The organism is Streptococcus suis (assembly GCF_002964045.1).
Taxonomy (GTDB): domain Bacteria; phylum Bacillota; class Bacilli; order Lactobacillales; family Streptococcaceae; genus Streptococcus; species Streptococcus suis_U.
Genome location: NZ_POPB01000254.1, coordinates 60,264 through 77,039 on the forward strand (window position 1 = coordinate 60,264; position 16,776 = coordinate 77,039).

Here is a 16,776-nt window from a genome sequence, read left to right on the forward strand (position 1 = left end):
CCCCGCTGGTTTTAACTTGAAGGGTAAAGTAAAAAGGAGAAATTTATGAAAAAGATTTTACAATTAGTATTTTTGACAATCGTTGCAGTCGTTTTAACAGCTTGTGCCCCATCTGTAGATGGCACATATAAGGGTCAAGCTGACGGAGCAGAGTATGTCCTTGTAGTGGATGGTAAAGATGTTTCAATGGACGTGACAGCTATGATTTTTAATATGGAACTAGAAGGGACTATCGATACCTCTAAGAAAACGATGGACTTGTCTGGTTCAATGATGGGACAAGAAATCAATGAAACAGCAACCTATACTCTTAAAGATGATACAATAACACTCGAAATTCAAGACAATACTATCACGCTAGAAAAAGAAAAATAAGTTTCTTGTAGTAGGAGTGAAACAATGAAAAAGTATCTAACACTGGGGCTTGCACTGGCCAGTTTATTCTTGTTCAGTGGCTGCAAGTCAGAAATCGTTCAGCAACTGACGGGTGGTAACACAAGTTCATCAACTAGCAATTCAAGTACTGTCGAAACAAGCTCATCTACCACTTCTTCGACTAGTTTGGAAAGCAGTTCGTCAACCAGCTCAAAAGCGAGCACTAGTTCAACTTCTAGTTCCACGACTAGTAGTAGCCAACAAGAGACAGTGACGAGCTCAGCTGAAAGAGACTATGAGAGTCTGTATGCAGAAACGCTCACAAAAGTTGCTGAGGATCCAGAAGGGACAGTTACCCACTATGCCTTTTATGACATTGATGGCAATGGAACCAAGGAATTGTTTACAGGTGTGCAGGACAGTACTGGTGCTATGTACGGAGCAGCAGTTTACTATCTGAATCAATCTGTTTCTACCTATCTGGCTCACTCTGAAGTTGCGCCAGTAGGTGGCTATCGGGCCAGTTTTACTATCAATTCAGACAGAACTGTGACCCAGTATGAATGGACTTCCTTTAGAGGAGAAGGGATTAAAAAGACCTATCAACTAGCAGCAGATGATAGCGCAGCTATCTTGCTGGAAGAAAAAGAAATCATCATGGGAAGCGCAGAACAACAGGCTGAGGCAGACCCCTATCCTCTGGATTTGGCTATATTAAATTGGCAGGTTTTGGAAGGTCGGTAATTAAAGGATCAAGGATTAGTTTTGATTGGTATTGAAGTTGATAATGTAGAGTATCAATGGATTTATTCCTATGTTTGGCATCTTAGAATAACCCTCATTTTACATTTGAATTGGAGGGTAGTGGGAGTCAAAAGAGAAAGGGTTTAGGATGGTAACAGAAATTAGAGTAGGAACAAGTGAAGGCTGTCTGAGCTTTCGTGATGCAGTATTGAATCAATCAGGTGACGTCAGAATATATCTAGAACCAGGTCACTATGAGTTTGACAATGGTTATACCTTGCGAAGTAATTATGAGTTTATTGCAGAAGGCGATGAACTCGGATCGGTCGTATTTCAAGGTACATTTAGGCTCGAAAATAACGCAAACCTTATCCTTCGCAATATTCTCCTAGTTGGAGATTTTAAAAATAATATCATTAATGTTACTTCGGGCTGTTCACTGACTTTGGACAATTGTGAAATACATCGAACAGAATTGGTCCAAGATTATCCGGACTATCCAGATTCTACCTACTATCCACTTGTTTATGTTGATGGTGGAACAGCAACCTTAGAACAGACCAATCTTTTTGATGATTATTTTAAATTACCTATTCAAGTTCAAAATAATGGGATGATTCATCTTAATCAGTCCAATTTAGATGCCCTTCGTCTAATAAACCAATCACAGGCCGAGGTTATCGACTCGACGATTTATCGAATTTTGTCGGTTCAAGGTCAGTCCACCCTCCAAGCAAGTGGTTCTTTATCTATTTTCCAAGAGGATAATCGATGGGTAGGCTTGCATGCAACAGGTCAAAGTAATATTCAGATTGAACATCTTTACTGTGGAAGCCATCATCAGCTTGAAGCGAAAATTTTTGATAGTCAGTTACAGATAGATGAGTTAGAACTTCAAGAAGAACAAACTTTTCTCCTCAATCGAACGGAGACCTCAGCAGTTTTTGCGGATTTTGAGCCAGTTCAATGGGGCCTTTTGCCCCCTACGCAACCAGTGGTTAAGGAAACCTTACCTCCACAACCTAAGAAACCTGCAATTGAAGGAGAGCTAGTTGAAATTGATGTACGTCCTATCAACCAATATGAACGAACTGAGCTAATGGATGTTTTTGTTTTCTTGGAACACCATTTGGCGAATGTCCAGGCTCTTCGAAACCGAAATCAAGAGATAAGAAATTGGTATGCAAATCAAATTGAGATTGCGGGAACAGAAGTGTTGTCTGAGAAAGTAACCTCAGGAATCAACGGTGCGACCTTCATTATATCTGCACTTATCTTCATATCTGGCTTCTTTACAGGAGTAGGTGCTTTCGGTTTAATTCTATATTTGGTTTTTCTTGGAGGTGTGATTTACGTCGTCTCAGAGTATATTGCTCCGATAATTGGCGGAATTGTTAGAATGATTGATCCTACTAAGAGAGCCCGTGAAAACGAAATGAATCGATTGCGTGACGAGTTGAATCAGAGTGCAGAAATTGCAGCTAATAATAGTGAAATCTCAAAAATACTTAATGAAAATGCCTATCAATTCTACATTAAAAAAATCCCTCAAAGTTTTCAGAATCTGAATGACATTATTGGGATTTGGGTTTTGTTGAGGGATTTGCGTGCTGATAATTTTAAAGAGGCTGCCAATCTTGTACGTGAAGAACAATTTAGAAATAAGATGCTGGCCTCACTCAATGTCTTTCAGCAGCAATTGGCAAATATTTCTGTTCAACTGGATGAAGTCAACGAAAATATTACTGAGTTGAATCGTTTAAATAAAGTTCAACTTGCAATGTTGGCGAAGGTTGATGCTTCAATTTCGGCTGGTAATCACCTTGCTAAAGAAAATAATAGAATTGCCGAGGAAAGAAATAGATTATTAGAGCAAGGGATTACTCTTAAGTGGTAGTTTACTAATCTAACGATATATTCGTTGTAACCAAGTCTCTGAAGGGGCTTGGTTTTATATGCAACTTGATTTTTGTGAATTGACGCATTGTTCGGATTTTTCAGAAAATTTGCATTTTTCTGTTGACAAGTGAAAATAAGTAGGGTATCATAGTAAACAATTAAAACACTGAAAGGAAAAGTCAAATGAACACTGTCACTACAAAATTCTTTACTTTGTTGTTGCGACGGTCGGGCTAGTGCTGAAATCATGCATTAGTCCTGTTTGGCTTACCAAGCGGGCGCTGTTGACAACATCTCGCTGGTCGTCGAGGTGTTTTTCTTTTAACTTAGAAAGGTATGTTTATGCGAGTTATTGAATTTCTAGATACCAGTCTGCGGGATGGTGAGCAGACGCCGGGGGTCAATTTTTCTATCAAGGAAAAGGTGACCATCGCCAAGCAATTGGAGAAATGGGGCATTTCTGCCATTGAAGCGGGGTTCCCGGCGGCCAGTCCAGATTCCTTTGAGGCGGTCAAGCAGATTGCGGCAGCCATGACCAAGACGGCCGTCACAGGTTTGGCTCGGTCAGTCAAGTCAGACATTGATGCTTGTTATGAGGCTCTGAAAGATGCCAAGTATCCGCAGATTCATGTTTTTATCGCAACCAGTCCTATTCATCGTGAATTTAAACTTCAAAAGTCCAAAGAAGAAATTTTGGAGCAGATTACAGAGCATGTTTCCTACGCTCGTCAGTTTTTCGATGTGGTTGAATTTTCACCAGAAGATGCGACGCGGACGGAGTTGGACTATCTGCTAGAAGTCGTACAAACGGCGGTTGATGCGGGTGCGACCTACATCAACATCCCTGACACGGTCGGCTTTACAACGCCCCAGCATTACGGTGAGATTTTCAAATATTTGACAACAAATGTCAAGTCAGACCGTGAGATTATCTTTAGTCCTCATTGCCACAATGACCTGGGAATGGCTGTTGCCAACACGCTGGCGGCCATCAAAAATGGTGCGGGTCGTGTGGAAGGAACCATCAACGGGATTGGTGAGCGGGCGGGGAATGCGGCGCTGGAAGAAGTGGCTGTTGCCCTTGAAATTCGCAAGGATTTCTACAATGTGACTAGTCCAATCGTCCTTGCCGAGACGCTCAATACGTCTGAGCTAGTATCACGCTTTTCAGGAATTGCCATTCCGCGCAACAAGGCCGTGGTCGGTGGTAATGCCTTCTCTCATGAGTCCGGCATCCACCAGGATGGTGTCTTGAAAAATCCATTGACCTATGAAATCATTACACCTGAGTTGGTAGGGGTCAAGAAAAATTCCCTGCCACTCGGTAAACTCTCAGGTCGCCATGCCTTTGTGGAGAAACTGAAAGAGCTGGACCTCTATTTTGAAGAGGCAGATGTAGCGACCCTCTTTGCTCGTTTCAAGAGCCTGGCCGACAAGAAGGAAAAGGTTACTGATACCGATATTCGTGCCCTGGTAGTTGGAACAGAGATTACCAATCGTGACGGTTTCCAATTCAAGGACCTACGTCTGGATACCCAGGACGACGGTAGCATCCAGGCTCAGGTGACCTTTATCAATCTGGACGACGAAGAAGTAGTGGTTGCGGCGACAGGGAAAGGTTCAGTTGAGGCTGTGTTCAATGCGGTCGATCAATTCTTCCAGCAGGACATCAGCTTGGAACGCTACCATATCGACGCTATTACTGATGGGATTGATGCCCAGGCGCGTGTGTTGGTAGCCGTAGAAAATCAGGTAACGGAGACAGTCTTCAACGCCTCTGGTATTGACTTTGACGTACTCAAGGCTTCAGCTATTGCCTATATCCATGCCAATGTCATGGTGCAAAAAGAAAATAGTGGACAGATAGATAAGAAACTTTCAGAGAAAGACTTGCCACACATCTAGGAGGAAATATGATGAAAAAAATTGTAGCCTTGGCTGGTGATGGAATCGGTCCTGAAATCATGGAGGCTGGCCTAGCAGTCCTCGAGGCTGTTGCTGGGCAAGTAGGATTTGATTATGAGATTGAGGAGAGAGCTTTTGGTGGCGCTGGGATTGATGCGGCAGGTCATCCTCTACCAGATTCTACCTTGCAGGCTTGCCGTCAGGCGGATGCGATTTTGTTAGCAGCTATCGGTAGCCCTCAATATGATGATGCAGCTGTTCGACCAGAACAAGGGCTGCTTCAACTTCGGAAGGAATTGGGTCTCTTTGCCAATATCCGTCCTGTGAAAATTTTTGATAGCCTGAAAGATTATTCTCCTCTGAAAGCGGAGCGCTTGGACGGTGTGGATTTGGTCATGGTACGGGAGTTGACAGGCGGGATTTATTTTGGGGAGCATATCCTTGAAATTGACCAAGCCAGCGACAGCAATACCTATCAGAAAGAAGAAATTGAACGAGTTGTCCGCTCTGCCTTTGACTTAGCCCAAAAAAGACGAAAAAAAGTCACCAGCATTGATAAACAAAATGTACTGGCGACGTCAAAATTGTGGCGGAAGGTAGCGGAAGAGGTGGCCAAGGACTACCCTGATGTGACCTTGGAGCACCAGTTGGTGGATAGTGCAGCCATGCTCTTGATTACGGATCCTAGTCGGTTTGATGTCTTGGTGACGGAAAATCTTTTCGGAGATATTTTGTCGGATGAGGCCAGCGTACTAACAGGAACGTTAGGAGTTCTGCCTTCTGCTAGTCATGCGGTGGCAGGTCCTAGTCTTTATGAACCTATTCACGGTTCGGCACCAGATATTGCAGGTCAGGGCATTGCCAATCCGGTCAGTATGATTCTGTCTGTTGCCATGATGCTGGAAGAAAGTTTTGATTTGGTCCAAGCAGGTCAGACCATTCGCCAAGCTGTCGAAGCGGTCTTTGCACAGGGCATTTTCACTAAAAATCTAGGTGGTAGCGCCACTACCAAAGAAATGACGGAGGCTATTATTGCCCAGATTGAAAGGAGATCGCCATGAGTGGAAAATCCATTTTCGATAAGCTCTGGAATCGCCATGTGATTACAGGGCAAGAAGGTCAGCCTCAACTCCTTTATGTGGACCAGCACTATATCCATGAGGTGACTAGTCCCCAAGCCTTTGATGGTCTGCGAGAGGCTGGACGTCAGGTCCGTCGGCCAGAATTGACCTTTGGTACATTTGATCATAATGTTCCAACGGTTAATATTTATGATATTCGTGATGTCATTTCCAAGGCACAGATGGATGCCTTAGCTCGCAATGTGGTGGAATTTGGTATTCCACATGCGCCACATGGATCTGCCAATCAAGGCATTGTCCATATGGTGGGACCAGAGACTGGTTTGACTCAGCCTGGGAAATTCATCGTTTGTGGAGATAGCCATACGGCAACCCACGGAGCTTTCGGGGCCATTGCCTTTGGGATTGGGACAACAGAAGTAGAGCATGTCTTTGCGACTCAAACCCTGTGGCAGGTCAAACCCAAAAAGCTCTTAGTACGGTTTACTGGTAAGCCGAAAAAGGGGATATACTCCAAGGATTATGTCTTAGCATTGATTGCTAAGTATGGTGTTGCACTGGGTGTTGGTTATGTAGTCGAGTATGTGGGTGAGGCTATTGATGCTCTGACCATGGAAGAACGGATGACGATTTGTAACATGTCTATCGAGTTCGGATCCAAGATGGGGATTATGAACCCAGATCAAACCACTTTTGATTATCTAGCGGACAAGGAAAAACGCCCCAAAGACTTTGAGGCAGCGGTGGCGGATTGGAAGACATTGGTATCCGATTCAGATGCAGTTTATGACAAGGTCATCGAGATGGATGTTTCAAATCTAGCACCGATGGTAACATGGGGAACCAACCCTTCCATGGGGGTATCCTTTGATGAGACCTTTCCTGAAGTTCGCGATATGAATGATGAACGAGCGTATAAGTACATGAACTTACAGCCTGGACAAAGTCCAAGGGACATCGAAATTGGCTATGTTTTCCTGGGGTCCTGTACCAATGCCCGTCTTTCTGACTTGCAGGTGGCCGCCAAGATTGTTGAAGGCAAACGTGTGGCAGATCATGTGACTGCAATTGTGGTTCCGGGTTCGAGACCGGTTAAGTCGGCTGCAGAAGCACTAGGCTTAGATAGGATTTTCTTGGAAGCTGGCTTTGAATGGCGGGATCCAGGTTGCTCCATGTGTCTGGGTATGAACCCAGACAAGGTGCCGACAGGTGTCCACTGTGCATCGACTAGTAACCGAAACTTTGAGGATCGACAGGGTGTTGGCTCTCGAACCCACCTTTGTAGTCCAGCCATGGCAGCAGCGGCAGCTATTGCAGGACGCTTTGTAGATGTTCGTGATTTGGAGGTGGTCTGATGGAAAAGTTTACAATCTACTCTGGGACGACCGTTCCACTCATGAATGACAACATTGATACCGATCAGATTTTGCCTAAGCAGTTTCTCAAGCTGATTGACAAGAAGGGTTTTGGCAAGTACCTCATGTATGAGTGGCGTTATCTGGATAACAAGTACACTGAGGATCCTGATTTTATCTTCAATACGGCCCCATATCGTCAGGCAACGATCTTGATTACAGGGGATAACTTTGGGGCAGGTTCGTCTAGGGAGCACGCCGCTTGGGCACTAGCTGACTATGGCTTCAAGGTCATCATTGCAGGCTCCTTCGGGGATATTCATTACAACAATGACTTGAACAATGGGATTTTGCCAATCGTTCAGCCCCGTGAGGTTCGGGAGAAATTGGCTGCGCTGGCATCGACTGATGAGGTGACTGTCGATCTCTACCAACAAAAAATTATCTCACCAGTTGGAGAATTTGATTTTGAGATCGATGCAGATTGGAAACACAAATTACTCAACGGTCTAGATGATATTGGGATTACCCTTCAGTATCAGGATTTGATTGAGGAGTATGAGGTAAATCGTCCAAGCTACTGGCAAGAATAGAGTCTTTCATTTTATCTTTTATTACTGCGACGAACGAGGAAACTCTGTTTCCCTATTTCCAACTTCAAATAATTTCATCATTATTTGAACTCGCTTTGCCGTACTTTACAAGCGTTACTTACTATAGTAAGTATGATTTCTAAACTTCAACAGTCACTACTCTGACTGTTGAAGCTATCTGCAGCTGTTGATGCGAACTTTGTTCGCTTTATCTCCAACCTCCAACTATCTCCCAGATAGTTGGAGCGAGTACTAAAAGCAAACTGAAAGACTCCTACGAAATACTAGAAAACTAGCAGATCGCTCTGCTATGGAACAAAAGAAAAGAGGAAACTATTATGACGAAACAAATTCACTGGGATGGCGCACTTTCACAAGAAGGTTTTGACATTATCAAGGGTGAGGGAGGCGTGATTGTCTGCCCGACGAAGGTTGGTTACATCATCATGACTGCTGACAAGGCTGGCTTGGAGCGGAAGTTTGATGCTAAAGAGCGTAAGCGTAATAAGCCGGGCGTGGTCCTTTGTGGTAGCATGGAGGAGCTTCGTGAGTTGGCGCAGCTGACGCCTGAGATTGATGCTTTCTACCAAAAACATTGGGATGAGGACATATTGTTGGGTTGTATCCTGCCGTGGAAACCAGAGGCATATGCTAAGTTGCAGGCTTATGGAGACGGTCGTGAGGAGTTGATGACCGACGTTCGTGGCACTTCTTGCTTTGTTATCAAGTTTGGTGTGGCTGGCGAGCAGATTGCTAAGGAAATGTGGGAAAAAGAAGGTCGTATGGTCTACGCTTCATCTGCTAACCCGTCAGGTAAGGGAAATCGTGGTAAGGTAGAAGGTATCGGTGAGCGTATCGCGTCTAAAGTAGACTTGATTATCGAGGCGGATGACTATGTGGCATCTATCCAGCCAGATAAGACCATCGAAACCCGCTATGAGCAAGGGGTTATGGTGTCTATGGTAGACAAAGATGGTAAACTGATTCCAGAACAAGGTGCAGATAGCCGTTCCATCAGCCCATGCCCAGTTGTCATCCGTAAGGGTCTGGACATCGATAAAATCATGATGCACCTGTCTGACCATTTCAACTCGTGGGATTATAGACAAGGGGAATATTATTAAGATATCGTCATTTAGTTTATCTTTTATTACGTCGACGACTGAAAAGCTCCAGTGGAGGTTTTCAGCCTACCACCTTTCATTAAAAGAGTGGTAGTTTGAAACTCCGTTTCCTTATCTCCAACTTCAAATAATTTTATCATTAGAGAACTCGCCTCGCCGTACGCTGCAGAGGTGACTTGCTCCGCAAGTGCTATTTCCAACCTCTAACTGTCTCCCAGACAGTTAGAGCTAGTACTAAAAGCAAACTGAAGACTATAAACTATAAATAGGAACGATCCGAAAGGGTCGTTTTTGCTCTAGTCTATCTAGTATTGCTTTACAATTTATATAAAATGTGTTACAATGTCACACAAAGATGTGAGGTAAGATGATGAGTACAGTAACCATCCGATTAAACAAAGAGGAAGAAGTATTTTTCAAGAGCTATGCTCAATTGACTGGTCAAAGTCTTTCAAGTTTATTTAAGAAGGCGCTTGAGCGTGATATTGAGGATGAGTATGATTTGAGCATTTACCGTCAAGCCTATGAGGAGTACCAGAAGGATCCTGAAACCATCAGTCATGCTGATTTCAAGAAGGAACTTGGTCTGTAGTATGTTTCATGTAGAGTATTCTAAGAAGGCACAAAAACAAATCAGAAAATTGGATAAGCCAATCCAAAGATTATTATTTGCATGGGTTGATAAACACTTAGATGGTACAGTTAATCCGAGGTTGCATGGCAAGGGATTGACAGGGGACCATGCTAATGAGTGGCGTTATCGTATAGGTGATTATCGGTTGATTTGCGATATACAGGATAACAAAATGGTTATTCTGGCGCTTGAATTTGGTCATCGTAGAGACATTTATTAATAGCTGACATATGAAGTAGAACGATCCGAAAGGGTCGTTTTTTCGTACTCACATAAAAAACTGGGAGTGGGAAAGAACTCGACTGGTCTAAAAAAGAGTTCGTCTTCCCACCCCCGCACAGTTGATTAGGTCAGATTTGGAGTGTGAAACGCGAACAAATCTGCCAATCAACCACTGCGCTGAGATGTTGACACGAACTATGAGAAACGAGTCTGGACTTTTTGCCCAGCCTCAGTTTGGTGCTGTTTGATAAGAAATTGGAGGTTGTCGACTATCCTTTTCTCGTCTGTCAGTTCCAAGATTTGTAGTCCTTTGTCAATCAGTTCCTGCTTGTTTTGGGCTATGCCTAGATAGACATAGGCACGGGATAGTTGGTCATAGCGTTTTTCTTGCTTGGCTAGGTCCATGAGTTTGGTGGCAAAAAAAGTAGACTTGTTGTACTGTCTTTGTTCCAAGAAAAAATAAGAAAGAGACTGATAGTATGACAGTATGGTGGGCTGGATTCGCTTGTAATCCTTGTATTTTTCTAATCGCTTTAGAAGAAGATTGGCAGTTTCTTCAAGGCTATCAAGGGAAGAAATCTTAGACAGAAGAGTTCCGACCAAGATAATATCGTTATGGTACCAGTTGTCATATCGTTCCAATTCTGACCAGAGGAGTTTGGACAGGGTTTCAGCTTCGTCGGAAAGCTGGGTGATAGAAGAACTTTTTCGGACAGCTACAACGGTCTCCAGGAGGAGGCACTTTCTGTGAATAGGAATATCATTGGGTTCTTTTTTCAAATGGTCCTGGCAACGCTTTATCAAATCCTCCATGGTCTTCGTGGTCGGATTTCTGAGATTATCTATATCATAGAGCAGTTGTTGGCGTTGGCTGGGCTGGTAGTAGTTACAGAGGTATTCAAACTCCTCGAAGGTCATATCAACTTGCTTGAGCAAGAACCGCATGAGCTCGTAGCTAGGAATGGTTTGATTTTTCTCGAAGCGAACCAAGGTCGTCCGATTGATATAATCTCCACATACCTGCTCCTGACTCAAATGCTTACTTTTCCGAATGCTCTTATACACACTTCCGTAATCCCACCGCATAAACTACTCCTTTCAAAAAACTGTGAAAATATGTAACAAAATAAATTATATTTGTAAAAATAGTATATCATAATAATGTGGAAGTATTGTTTTTTGTATATAGAAAATAGGCTGGTGAAAGGTGTAACCTAATGAAACAGATTGATAAAAACACCTTATTTTTAAGTGCAGTTATTGTTCTTTCGTCTAGTGTCCTATTATTTCATATGGACTCGATTCAGATTGTAGATAGAGAGATTTGGTTCTGGCTACATTCATTTATTCATGTGCTATTTTTAAAACCTGCAGCTAGTCTGAGCTTTCTTGTTGGGCTATATTTGCTGTATAAGGCTGTCAAGAAGTAGCCGAGCTAACTAAGCTGATGAAAGTCTGCTGCACCGCTCTGCCATTTCTCCAAGGAAGGAGTTTCTATGCTAAAAGTAGTTGATGTCTGCAAGCGATACGGTGCCCACCAGGTCTTGTCCTATGTGTCCTTTGAGTTGCAAGCGGGGGACTTGGTGGCTCTTGTGGGTCCCAATGGTGTGGGGAAATCCACCCTCCTGAATATCATCAGCAACACAGAAACCGCTGACCGTGGGTCGGTAACCATCAATGGTCGTCCTAATAGTGACCGAGCGATTTTTCAAGATATGTCTGTCATGTTGGATGCCCAAGCCCTTTATCCACAGTTGACGGGTTATGACCATCTGACCTATGTGGCTGCCACCCACAAGCTGGGGAAAAAGGAAGTGGATGCATTAGTGGAAGAATTGGGGATGGGCTACTATGTCAAAAAGCGGTTGGCTGGCTATTCCATGGGTATGAAGCAGAAGTTGCTCTTTGCCATGGCTGTCCTTCCCAAGCCCAAGCTCTTGTTGCTGGATGAACCCCATATCGGCTTGGATCCGACCAATATCATTCAACAGCGGGAATTTCTTCTAAACCTACAAGCAGAAGGGGTCGCCATTTTGCTTTCTTCCCACCATCTGTCGGAGATTGAGAAGCTGACCAATCAGGTTTATTTCCTCAAGGCCAGCAAGTTGATTGCCACAGAAGTGGAGTTGACGGCTGATTATGATTACCATCTTGCTGTGGAAAACTCCAAGCAGGTTCAGGAATTTTTACGGGATTATCCTCAACTCTTATGGAAAAAGGCAGAGCAGGGTCTGGTGGAAATCTTCTTGCCTGAGAGAGATTTACTAGACTGTCTGGATCGTATTCCAATCCAGCAGGTGGCTGGCCTTACAAAAGCCAGCGACTATATGGAGTCCCTCTACCGTGATCTCTACGTGGAGGAAGGTGGTGAGGGGACATGAGGCTGAACTTTGAAATCAAGAAAATCCTCTGGTCGCCTCTTTACTGCTTGCTCGTGCTGGGTTTTCTGGGTCTGGCCTACCTTCCTATTTCTCAACGCCAAGTCCACCAAGCGACCTATGTGGAAACCTATAAAGAAGAACTGAGTGAACTGGCTAGTATCTTGGCAGATATAAAAATTGAGGAGGAGTCAGAAGAAGCACCGCGGATGGTGGGCTTGAAATCCGATATTGAAAGTATCAGTCAGGCCTTGGATGAGGGGAAGTTTGAACTGATACCCAACTACCGCAAACTCATGTATCAGGATTTGGACTATTTTATCAGTCGCAATCGACAGCTTTTTCAAACTCGGAATTCCTTGACACAAACGGAAGTCGAGCGTTTAGCCAGATGGAATGACTGGTTGCTTGCTTACCAATTGCCTGATGGTCCTGAAAACAAGGCTTGGTCAACAGGGCGTATTATTCAAGCCTACTTAGAAAGTTTGTTTGATTTTCTTCCTGTATTTTTGGTGCTTGGTTTTCTGCTTGCCAATCAGCTGTCGGAAAAGACACTGGCTCATCAAGTTTGGCAGTTGCGGCAATGGGATAGTCTGAGTTTGCAGGGGATGAGGCGTTTGGTTGCTTCCTTGTTTTCGCTTTTGCTGGTTGTGGGGATAGGCTTGCTCTTTATCCTGGTCTATGATGGGCTGACAGGTCAGTTGGCTTTATCTAGTTTTCAAGCTCCTCTTGAGATGTTGGGTCAGAGTCAGTTGATAGGCTCTTGGCTTTACGGGCTTCTCTTGCTTGGTTTTTGGCTGGTCTTGCTCTTAGCTGTTCGCCTGCTATTTGGACTTCTGGACCACTTGTTAGCCAGTCGGCTGATTTTTGTAGTGACAGGGTTACTATTGGCTCTGGGGCTTTCCTATCAGGCTGGTGCAGTAGCTGGTTGGTCAGGTCAAATTCTGCCTTTGTTCGCCTTTCCGAGTTTTTTAGACACAGCTGGATTTTCACAGGTCTTTTTACAGGTGGATGTTTTCCTCCTGCTGACCATTGGGCTTTTCGTTGCCTATTATGTGCTGACAGAAAAGAAAAGGCTGGTCTTGCTAGTTGGTCATCAGAAGGAGTTAGACACAGGGCGTTTGGACAAGGTTTGGTCGTTTGATGCTCTCCTCCTTAGTCGGCTCAATTCTTGGAAAGGGCTCCTCTTAGGCAACTTGCTCTTAGCTCTGCTATTTTCCCTAGTAACAGGCCTACAAAAGCAAGAGGTTGCCAAAGAGGAGAGGTTTTCGATGGAGTTGGTTGCCCAGTCCTATGAGCAAGATGGGGCCTATGTGGAGAGTTTGCAGTCGGAAATCAACCGTCTGAGGCAGTTGGTCAAAGAGGATACGAGCTATCAAGAGGAGTTGGAGCTGAGGCTTGGTCTCTTGCAAGAATATCGTGTCTATAAGGACCTCTATGTCAAGCAATGGCAGCTATATCAGGAAAAACCTCAGGCTCTGCCGGCTAGTCACCTTGCTATGCTGAAGGCAGAGCAGGTCTATCTATGGGCTAGAGAGGAGAAAGCTTTTGCCAATGGTGATATTGGGGCCAGCCAGACGGTAGATAATCTTCGCCGTTACCAGACCCGCAATCAGGTCAGTCAGTATTACTGGAAGCAGCTGATGGAGACTGGGGTGCCAGCAACTAAGCGGGGCAAGGATGTCATTTTAACCAGCTTGGAAAATCGTTTTAACACAAATGACGCCTTGGTTCCAGTAGACGATCCCTCTTGGGACCGCTCCAGAGATCTGTCAGGTATCGGCAGCCTGCGCTCTCTTTTTGATGGTCCGGCCTATTTGGTGGTGCTCTTGCTGGCGGTTTGGATTGGCAGTCGGGGCAAGGCGGTGGAAGTTGCTGGAAAAAACTGGCGTCTCTATCAGACCCAGCCTGTGGATTTGCGTCAGGTTCTATTCACCAAGTGGTTGCTGGGACTGGGGCAGGCACTAGGATTCACAGTGTTCTTTCTCGTTAGCCTTTTCCTAGTCAATAGTCTGGTCGGAGGAATCGGTTATCTGGAAGATGGCCTTATCTTGCTTTCACATTCGGAGAGGGGTATTTTTCTTGAACTCCTGAGGGGACAAGAACTCTGGGCTTGGTTCCTTCCAAATGCCCCTTATCTCTTGTGGATGGTGCTTGGCTTGCTTGTCTTGGAAATTGTTCTAGTCAGTCTCAATCATCTTTTGCAGGTTCGGTTTTCAAATCGCTTAGTGGTATTCATCCTATTAGCTGGTTTGCTGGCTCTGCTGGACTACCTCCTCTTTCAAGACCTGATTTTGGATGGGCAGGAGATCTTTAGGCAGTTAGCTCTGCTATTTTCATAAAAAAAGAAAAACTGGCTGAAAATTTTTCAGTCAGTTTCTTATGTTTATTCAATTACCAACATGCCTTCTTTAACGGCCAGTGGGTGTTCTGGGTCGATGCGGTCGTAGAACATGACACCGTTGAGGTGGTCGATTTCGTGTTGGACCACAATGGCATTATAGCCCTTGAGCTTGATGCGGTGCTTTTCTCCGTTTTTGTCCATGTAATCAACAGTCACGCGCGCGTGGCGGACTACGTAGCCTTGGACTTCGCGGTCAACAGATAGGCAACCTTCTCCTCCTTCAAGGGCGGCTTCTTGGACAGAATGAGCCACGATTTTAGGGTTGTACATGACCTCTTGTAGAGAGTAGGCTTGGGCAGGTGGATTGCCTTCTTCGTCTTCTGGGTTTGGGACCAAGACAGCAATGATGCGTTTGGAAACATCAATCTGAGGCGCTGCTAGACCAACTCCGCCACGGAGTTTCATTTTCTCCGCCATGACTGGATCCTGCGAATGTTTGAGAAATTGCAACATTTTTTCGCCTAAAATAATTTCCTGATCAGATAGGGGAAATACAACTTCTTCAGCGACCTGGCGTAGGGTTGGATGCCCTTCACGGATGATGTCATCCATGTCAATCAAATGGGCAGCTTTTGTCAATCGTTCAATAACAGACATAATTCTCTCCTTTGAATATAGTTAAGATAAGTATAGCATGAAATGGGAGAGAATAAAAGTCGGACTTTTCTATCCATTCGCTTTCAAATCTGTTATACTAGTAAAAGACGAACGTTGAAAGGGAGAAAAATGAAAAGAATTTTAGAAAAAGCCAGTTTGCTGGCCTTGTCCACCATGCTGGTTTCGACATTTGCAGTTTCACCAGCTATTCCGCAGATGATTGAGTATTTTGCTCAGCAGGGAATTGCAGCGGCCCAGGTGGAAAATTTGATTACGGTGACCTCCTTTGCTATTATGGTTACTCTATTGGCAAACGGTCTAGTTGTCCGTTTCTTGTCTGAACGAAACATTATCATTGCAGGGCTTTTGCTTATGGCCATCGGCGGAGCTTTGCCCATGTTTCTAACTGCTTATCCTCTGATTTTATTGGCTCGTATCTTGCTTGGTTTGGGGATTGGCTTGATCAATGCGCGTGCTATTAATATCATCGGTAATTTTTTCACTGGTCAGGAGCGGGTGCAGATGATGGGCTTGCGTGGTTCAGCAGAGGTTTTGGGAAGCGCAGGGCTTACCCTCCTTGTCGGTTGGTTGACCCAGTTTGGTTGGCAACCTGCCTTCTTGGTCTACCTTTTTGCCTTGGTCATCTTGGCTCTCTTCCTTATTTTCGTACCCAAGGAGGAATTGCTGGCTCGCATGGAGGTAAAGGCAGAGGAGAATGCGCCCAAGGTCAAACTGGATAAGACCATGTGGATGATGGGCATTTATCTGGCATTCTTAGCCTTCTTTGTTATCAATGTCAATACCTTCCTGACCATTCGTATTCCTCAGATTGTTTTGGCAAAGGGCATCGGTACTGCTCAGCAAGCCAGTCTGATTCTCAGTCTTATGCAGGTCATGGGGATTGTGGCAGGTACGGTCTTTAGTAGCCTGGTTGGTCGTTTGAAGGGCTGGCTTTTAGCTGTTTCCTACGTGGTCTTTGGACTCGCGGTTGTCGGCATTGCCTTTGCGGATAATCTCTGGGTGCTGGGACTCGGTGGCATGGTGTCAGGATTTTTCTACAGCATCATTCTGACCATTGTCTTTAGTCAGGTAACAGACCGGGCGCCTAAGGCCTTGCTCAATGCAGTCATGACAATCGTCCTTATGGGCTGCAATATCGGCGGTGCGACATCTGCCATCTTGCCGACTTATCTGGAAAAACTCAACCCAACCCCAACAGGTGCCTTTGGTATTTACGCCATCGGCTGTGCCTTGATAAGCGCTGGCTTGATTTATAAACAACTGAAGAAGTGGGAGTGAGAAAGAACTCGACTGGTCTAAAAAGAGTTCGTCTTCTCACCCCCGCACAGTTGATTAGGTCAGATTTGGAGTGTAATACACGAACAAATCTGCCAATCAACCACTGCGCTGAGATGTTGACACAAACGTTGAGTAGTAGCCGCTGGGCTTGAGCCCAGCCTCTTT

General features: G+C 44.7%; 15 protein-coding genes. 13 read left to right on the forward strand and 2 right to left on the reverse strand.

Going from position 1 to position 16,776, the window contains the following annotated elements:
- The first annotated feature begins 45 nt into the window (after positions 1 to 45).
- The 10 genes from C1E99_RS02725 to C1E99_RS02770 all read left to right on the forward strand — a co-directional run bounded on the left by C1E99_RS02725 (position 46) and on the right by C1E99_RS02770 (position 9,931).
- Positions 46 to 375, forward strand: a complete 330-nt coding sequence (locus C1E99_RS02725; protein WP_105206516.1) for a hypothetical protein — start codon at positions 46 to 48, stop codon at positions 373 to 375.
- A gap of 24 nt (positions 376 to 399) precedes the next feature.
- Positions 400 to 1,119 carry a hypothetical protein gene (locus C1E99_RS02730; protein ID WP_105206517.1) on the forward strand — a complete coding sequence of 240 codons (720 nt, stop codon included), beginning with the start codon at positions 400 to 402 and terminating at the stop codon, positions 1,117 to 1,119.
- Positions 1,120 to 1,267: 148 nt separating this feature from the next.
- Complete coding sequence (locus C1E99_RS02735; protein ID WP_105206518.1) at positions 1,268 to 3,016, forward strand: hypothetical protein; 1,749 nt, start codon at positions 1,268 to 1,270, stop codon at positions 3,014 to 3,016.
- A gap of 344 nt (positions 3,017 to 3,360) precedes the next feature.
- A complete protein-coding gene (locus C1E99_RS02740) occupies positions 3,361 to 4,923 on the forward strand; it encodes a 2-isopropylmalate synthase (RefSeq protein ID WP_105206519.1) in 1,563 nt (520 codons plus the stop codon).
- Positions 4,924 to 4,931: 8 nt separating this feature from the next.
- Entirely contained in the window at positions 4,932 to 5,984 is a 1,053-nt protein-coding gene (gene leuB, locus C1E99_RS02745; RefSeq protein ID WP_105206520.1) for a 3-isopropylmalate dehydrogenase, read from the forward strand.
- On the forward strand, positions 5,981 to 7,360 hold the full coding sequence (gene leuC / locus C1E99_RS02750) for a 3-isopropylmalate dehydratase large subunit (protein ID WP_105206521.1): 1,380 nt from the start codon (positions 5,981 to 5,983) through the stop codon (positions 7,358 to 7,360). The genes leuB and leuC overlap by 4 nt, the downstream gene beginning before the upstream one ends.
- Positions 7,360 to 7,953, forward strand: coding sequence for a 3-isopropylmalate dehydratase small subunit (gene leuD / locus C1E99_RS02755; protein ID WP_105206522.1), 594 nt, complete (start codon positions 7,360 to 7,362; stop codon positions 7,951 to 7,953). The genes leuC and leuD overlap by 1 nt, the downstream gene beginning before the upstream one ends.
- Positions 7,954 to 8,291: 338 nt before the next feature.
- Positions 8,292 to 9,077: an L-threonylcarbamoyladenylate synthase gene (locus C1E99_RS02760; protein WP_014638675.1), complete on the forward strand. Its 786-nt coding sequence runs from the start codon at positions 8,292 to 8,294 to the stop codon at positions 9,075 to 9,077.
- A gap of 370 nt (positions 9,078 to 9,447) precedes the next feature.
- The gene (gene relB / locus C1E99_RS02765) at positions 9,448 to 9,669 is read left to right on the forward strand and encodes a type II toxin-antitoxin system RelB family antitoxin (protein WP_044759578.1); all 222 of its coding nucleotides are present in this window, start codon (positions 9,448 to 9,450) and stop codon (positions 9,667 to 9,669) included.
- A 1-nt stretch (position 9,670) separates the two neighbouring features.
- Positions 9,671 to 9,931: a type II toxin-antitoxin system RelE family toxin gene (locus tag C1E99_RS02770; RefSeq protein ID WP_044759577.1), complete on the forward strand. Its 261-nt coding sequence runs from the start codon at positions 9,671 to 9,673 to the stop codon at positions 9,929 to 9,931.
- Positions 9,932 to 10,128: 197 nt separating this feature from the next.
- Here the strand turns inward: C1E99_RS02770 and C1E99_RS02775 are convergent, their stop codons facing one another.
- Positions 10,129 to 11,019 (reverse strand): helix-turn-helix domain-containing protein, encoded by an 891-nt coding sequence (locus tag C1E99_RS02775; protein WP_105206523.1) that lies wholly within the window; start codon positions 11,017 to 11,019, stop codon positions 10,129 to 10,131.
- A gap of 410 nt (positions 11,020 to 11,429) precedes the next feature.
- Between C1E99_RS02775 and C1E99_RS02785 the strand changes: the two genes are divergently transcribed.
- Complete coding sequence (locus C1E99_RS02785; RefSeq protein ID WP_105206525.1) at positions 11,430 to 12,314, forward strand: ABC transporter ATP-binding protein; 885 nt, start codon at positions 11,430 to 11,432, stop codon at positions 12,312 to 12,314.
- Positions 12,311 to 14,653: a hypothetical protein gene (locus C1E99_RS02790; protein WP_105206526.1), complete on the forward strand. Its 2,343-nt coding sequence runs from the start codon at positions 12,311 to 12,313 to the stop codon at positions 14,651 to 14,653. Before C1E99_RS02785 ends, C1E99_RS02790 begins: the two co-directional genes overlap by 4 nt.
- A 44-nt stretch (positions 14,654 to 14,697) precedes the next feature.
- On the opposite strand, the gene def is transcribed toward C1E99_RS02790, so the two are convergent.
- Positions 14,698 to 15,312 (reverse strand): peptide deformylase, encoded by a 615-nt coding sequence (def, locus tag C1E99_RS02795; RefSeq protein ID WP_105206527.1) that lies wholly within the window; start codon positions 15,310 to 15,312, stop codon positions 14,698 to 14,700.
- A 129-nt stretch (positions 15,313 to 15,441) separates the two neighbouring features.
- Here def and C1E99_RS02800 point away from each other — a divergent pair, with 129 nt between their 5' ends.
- The gene (locus C1E99_RS02800; RefSeq protein ID WP_105108882.1) at positions 15,442 to 16,611 is read left to right on the forward strand and encodes an MFS transporter; all 1,170 of its coding nucleotides are present in this window, start codon (positions 15,442 to 15,444) and stop codon (positions 16,609 to 16,611) included.
- Positions 16,612 to 16,776: the final 165 nt, after the last annotated feature.

What these genes read in the sequence shown, in the direction of transcription:
- relB (WP_044759578.1), top strand. Translation starts at nt 9,448, where the DNA reads ATGAGTACAGTAACCATCCGATTAAACAAAGAGGAAGAAGTATTTTTC.
- C1E99_RS02770 (WP_044759577.1), top strand. Translation starts at nt 9,671, where the DNA reads ATGTTTCATGTAGAGTATTCTAAGAAGGCACAAAAACAAATCAGAAAA.
- C1E99_RS02800 (WP_105108882.1), top strand. Translation starts at nt 15,442, where the DNA reads ATGAAAAGAATTTTAGAAAAAGCCAGTTTGCTGGCCTTGTCCACCATG.
- def (WP_105206527.1), bottom strand. Translation starts at nt 15,312, where the DNA reads ATGTCTGTTATTGAACGATTGACAAAAGCTGCCCATTTGATTGACATG.
- C1E99_RS02790 (WP_105206526.1), top strand. Translation starts at nt 12,311, where the DNA reads ATGAGGCTGAACTTTGAAATCAAGAAAATCCTCTGGTCGCCTCTTTAC.
- C1E99_RS02775 (WP_105206523.1), bottom strand. Translation starts at nt 11,019, where the DNA reads ATGCGGTGGGATTACGGAAGTGTGTATAAGAGCATTCGGAAAAGTAAG.
- C1E99_RS02725 (WP_105206516.1), top strand. Translation starts at nt 46, where the DNA reads ATGAAAAAGATTTTACAATTAGTATTTTTGACAATCGTTGCAGTCGTT.
- leuB (WP_105206520.1), top strand. Translation starts at nt 4,932, where the DNA reads ATGATGAAAAAAATTGTAGCCTTGGCTGGTGATGGAATCGGTCCTGAA.
- C1E99_RS02740 (WP_105206519.1), top strand. Translation starts at nt 3,361, where the DNA reads ATGCGAGTTATTGAATTTCTAGATACCAGTCTGCGGGATGGTGAGCAG.
- C1E99_RS02785 (WP_105206525.1), top strand. Translation starts at nt 11,430, where the DNA reads ATGCTAAAAGTAGTTGATGTCTGCAAGCGATACGGTGCCCACCAGGTC.
- leuC (WP_105206521.1), top strand. Translation starts at nt 5,981, where the DNA reads ATGAGTGGAAAATCCATTTTCGATAAGCTCTGGAATCGCCATGTGATT.
- C1E99_RS02735 (WP_105206518.1), top strand. Translation starts at nt 1,268, where the DNA reads ATGGTAACAGAAATTAGAGTAGGAACAAGTGAAGGCTGTCTGAGCTTT.
- C1E99_RS02760 (WP_014638675.1), top strand. Translation starts at nt 8,292, where the DNA reads ATGACGAAACAAATTCACTGGGATGGCGCACTTTCACAAGAAGGTTTT.
- C1E99_RS02730 (WP_105206517.1), top strand. Translation starts at nt 400, where the DNA reads ATGAAAAAGTATCTAACACTGGGGCTTGCACTGGCCAGTTTATTCTTG.
- leuD (WP_105206522.1), top strand. Translation starts at nt 7,360, where the DNA reads ATGGAAAAGTTTACAATCTACTCTGGGACGACCGTTCCACTCATGAAT.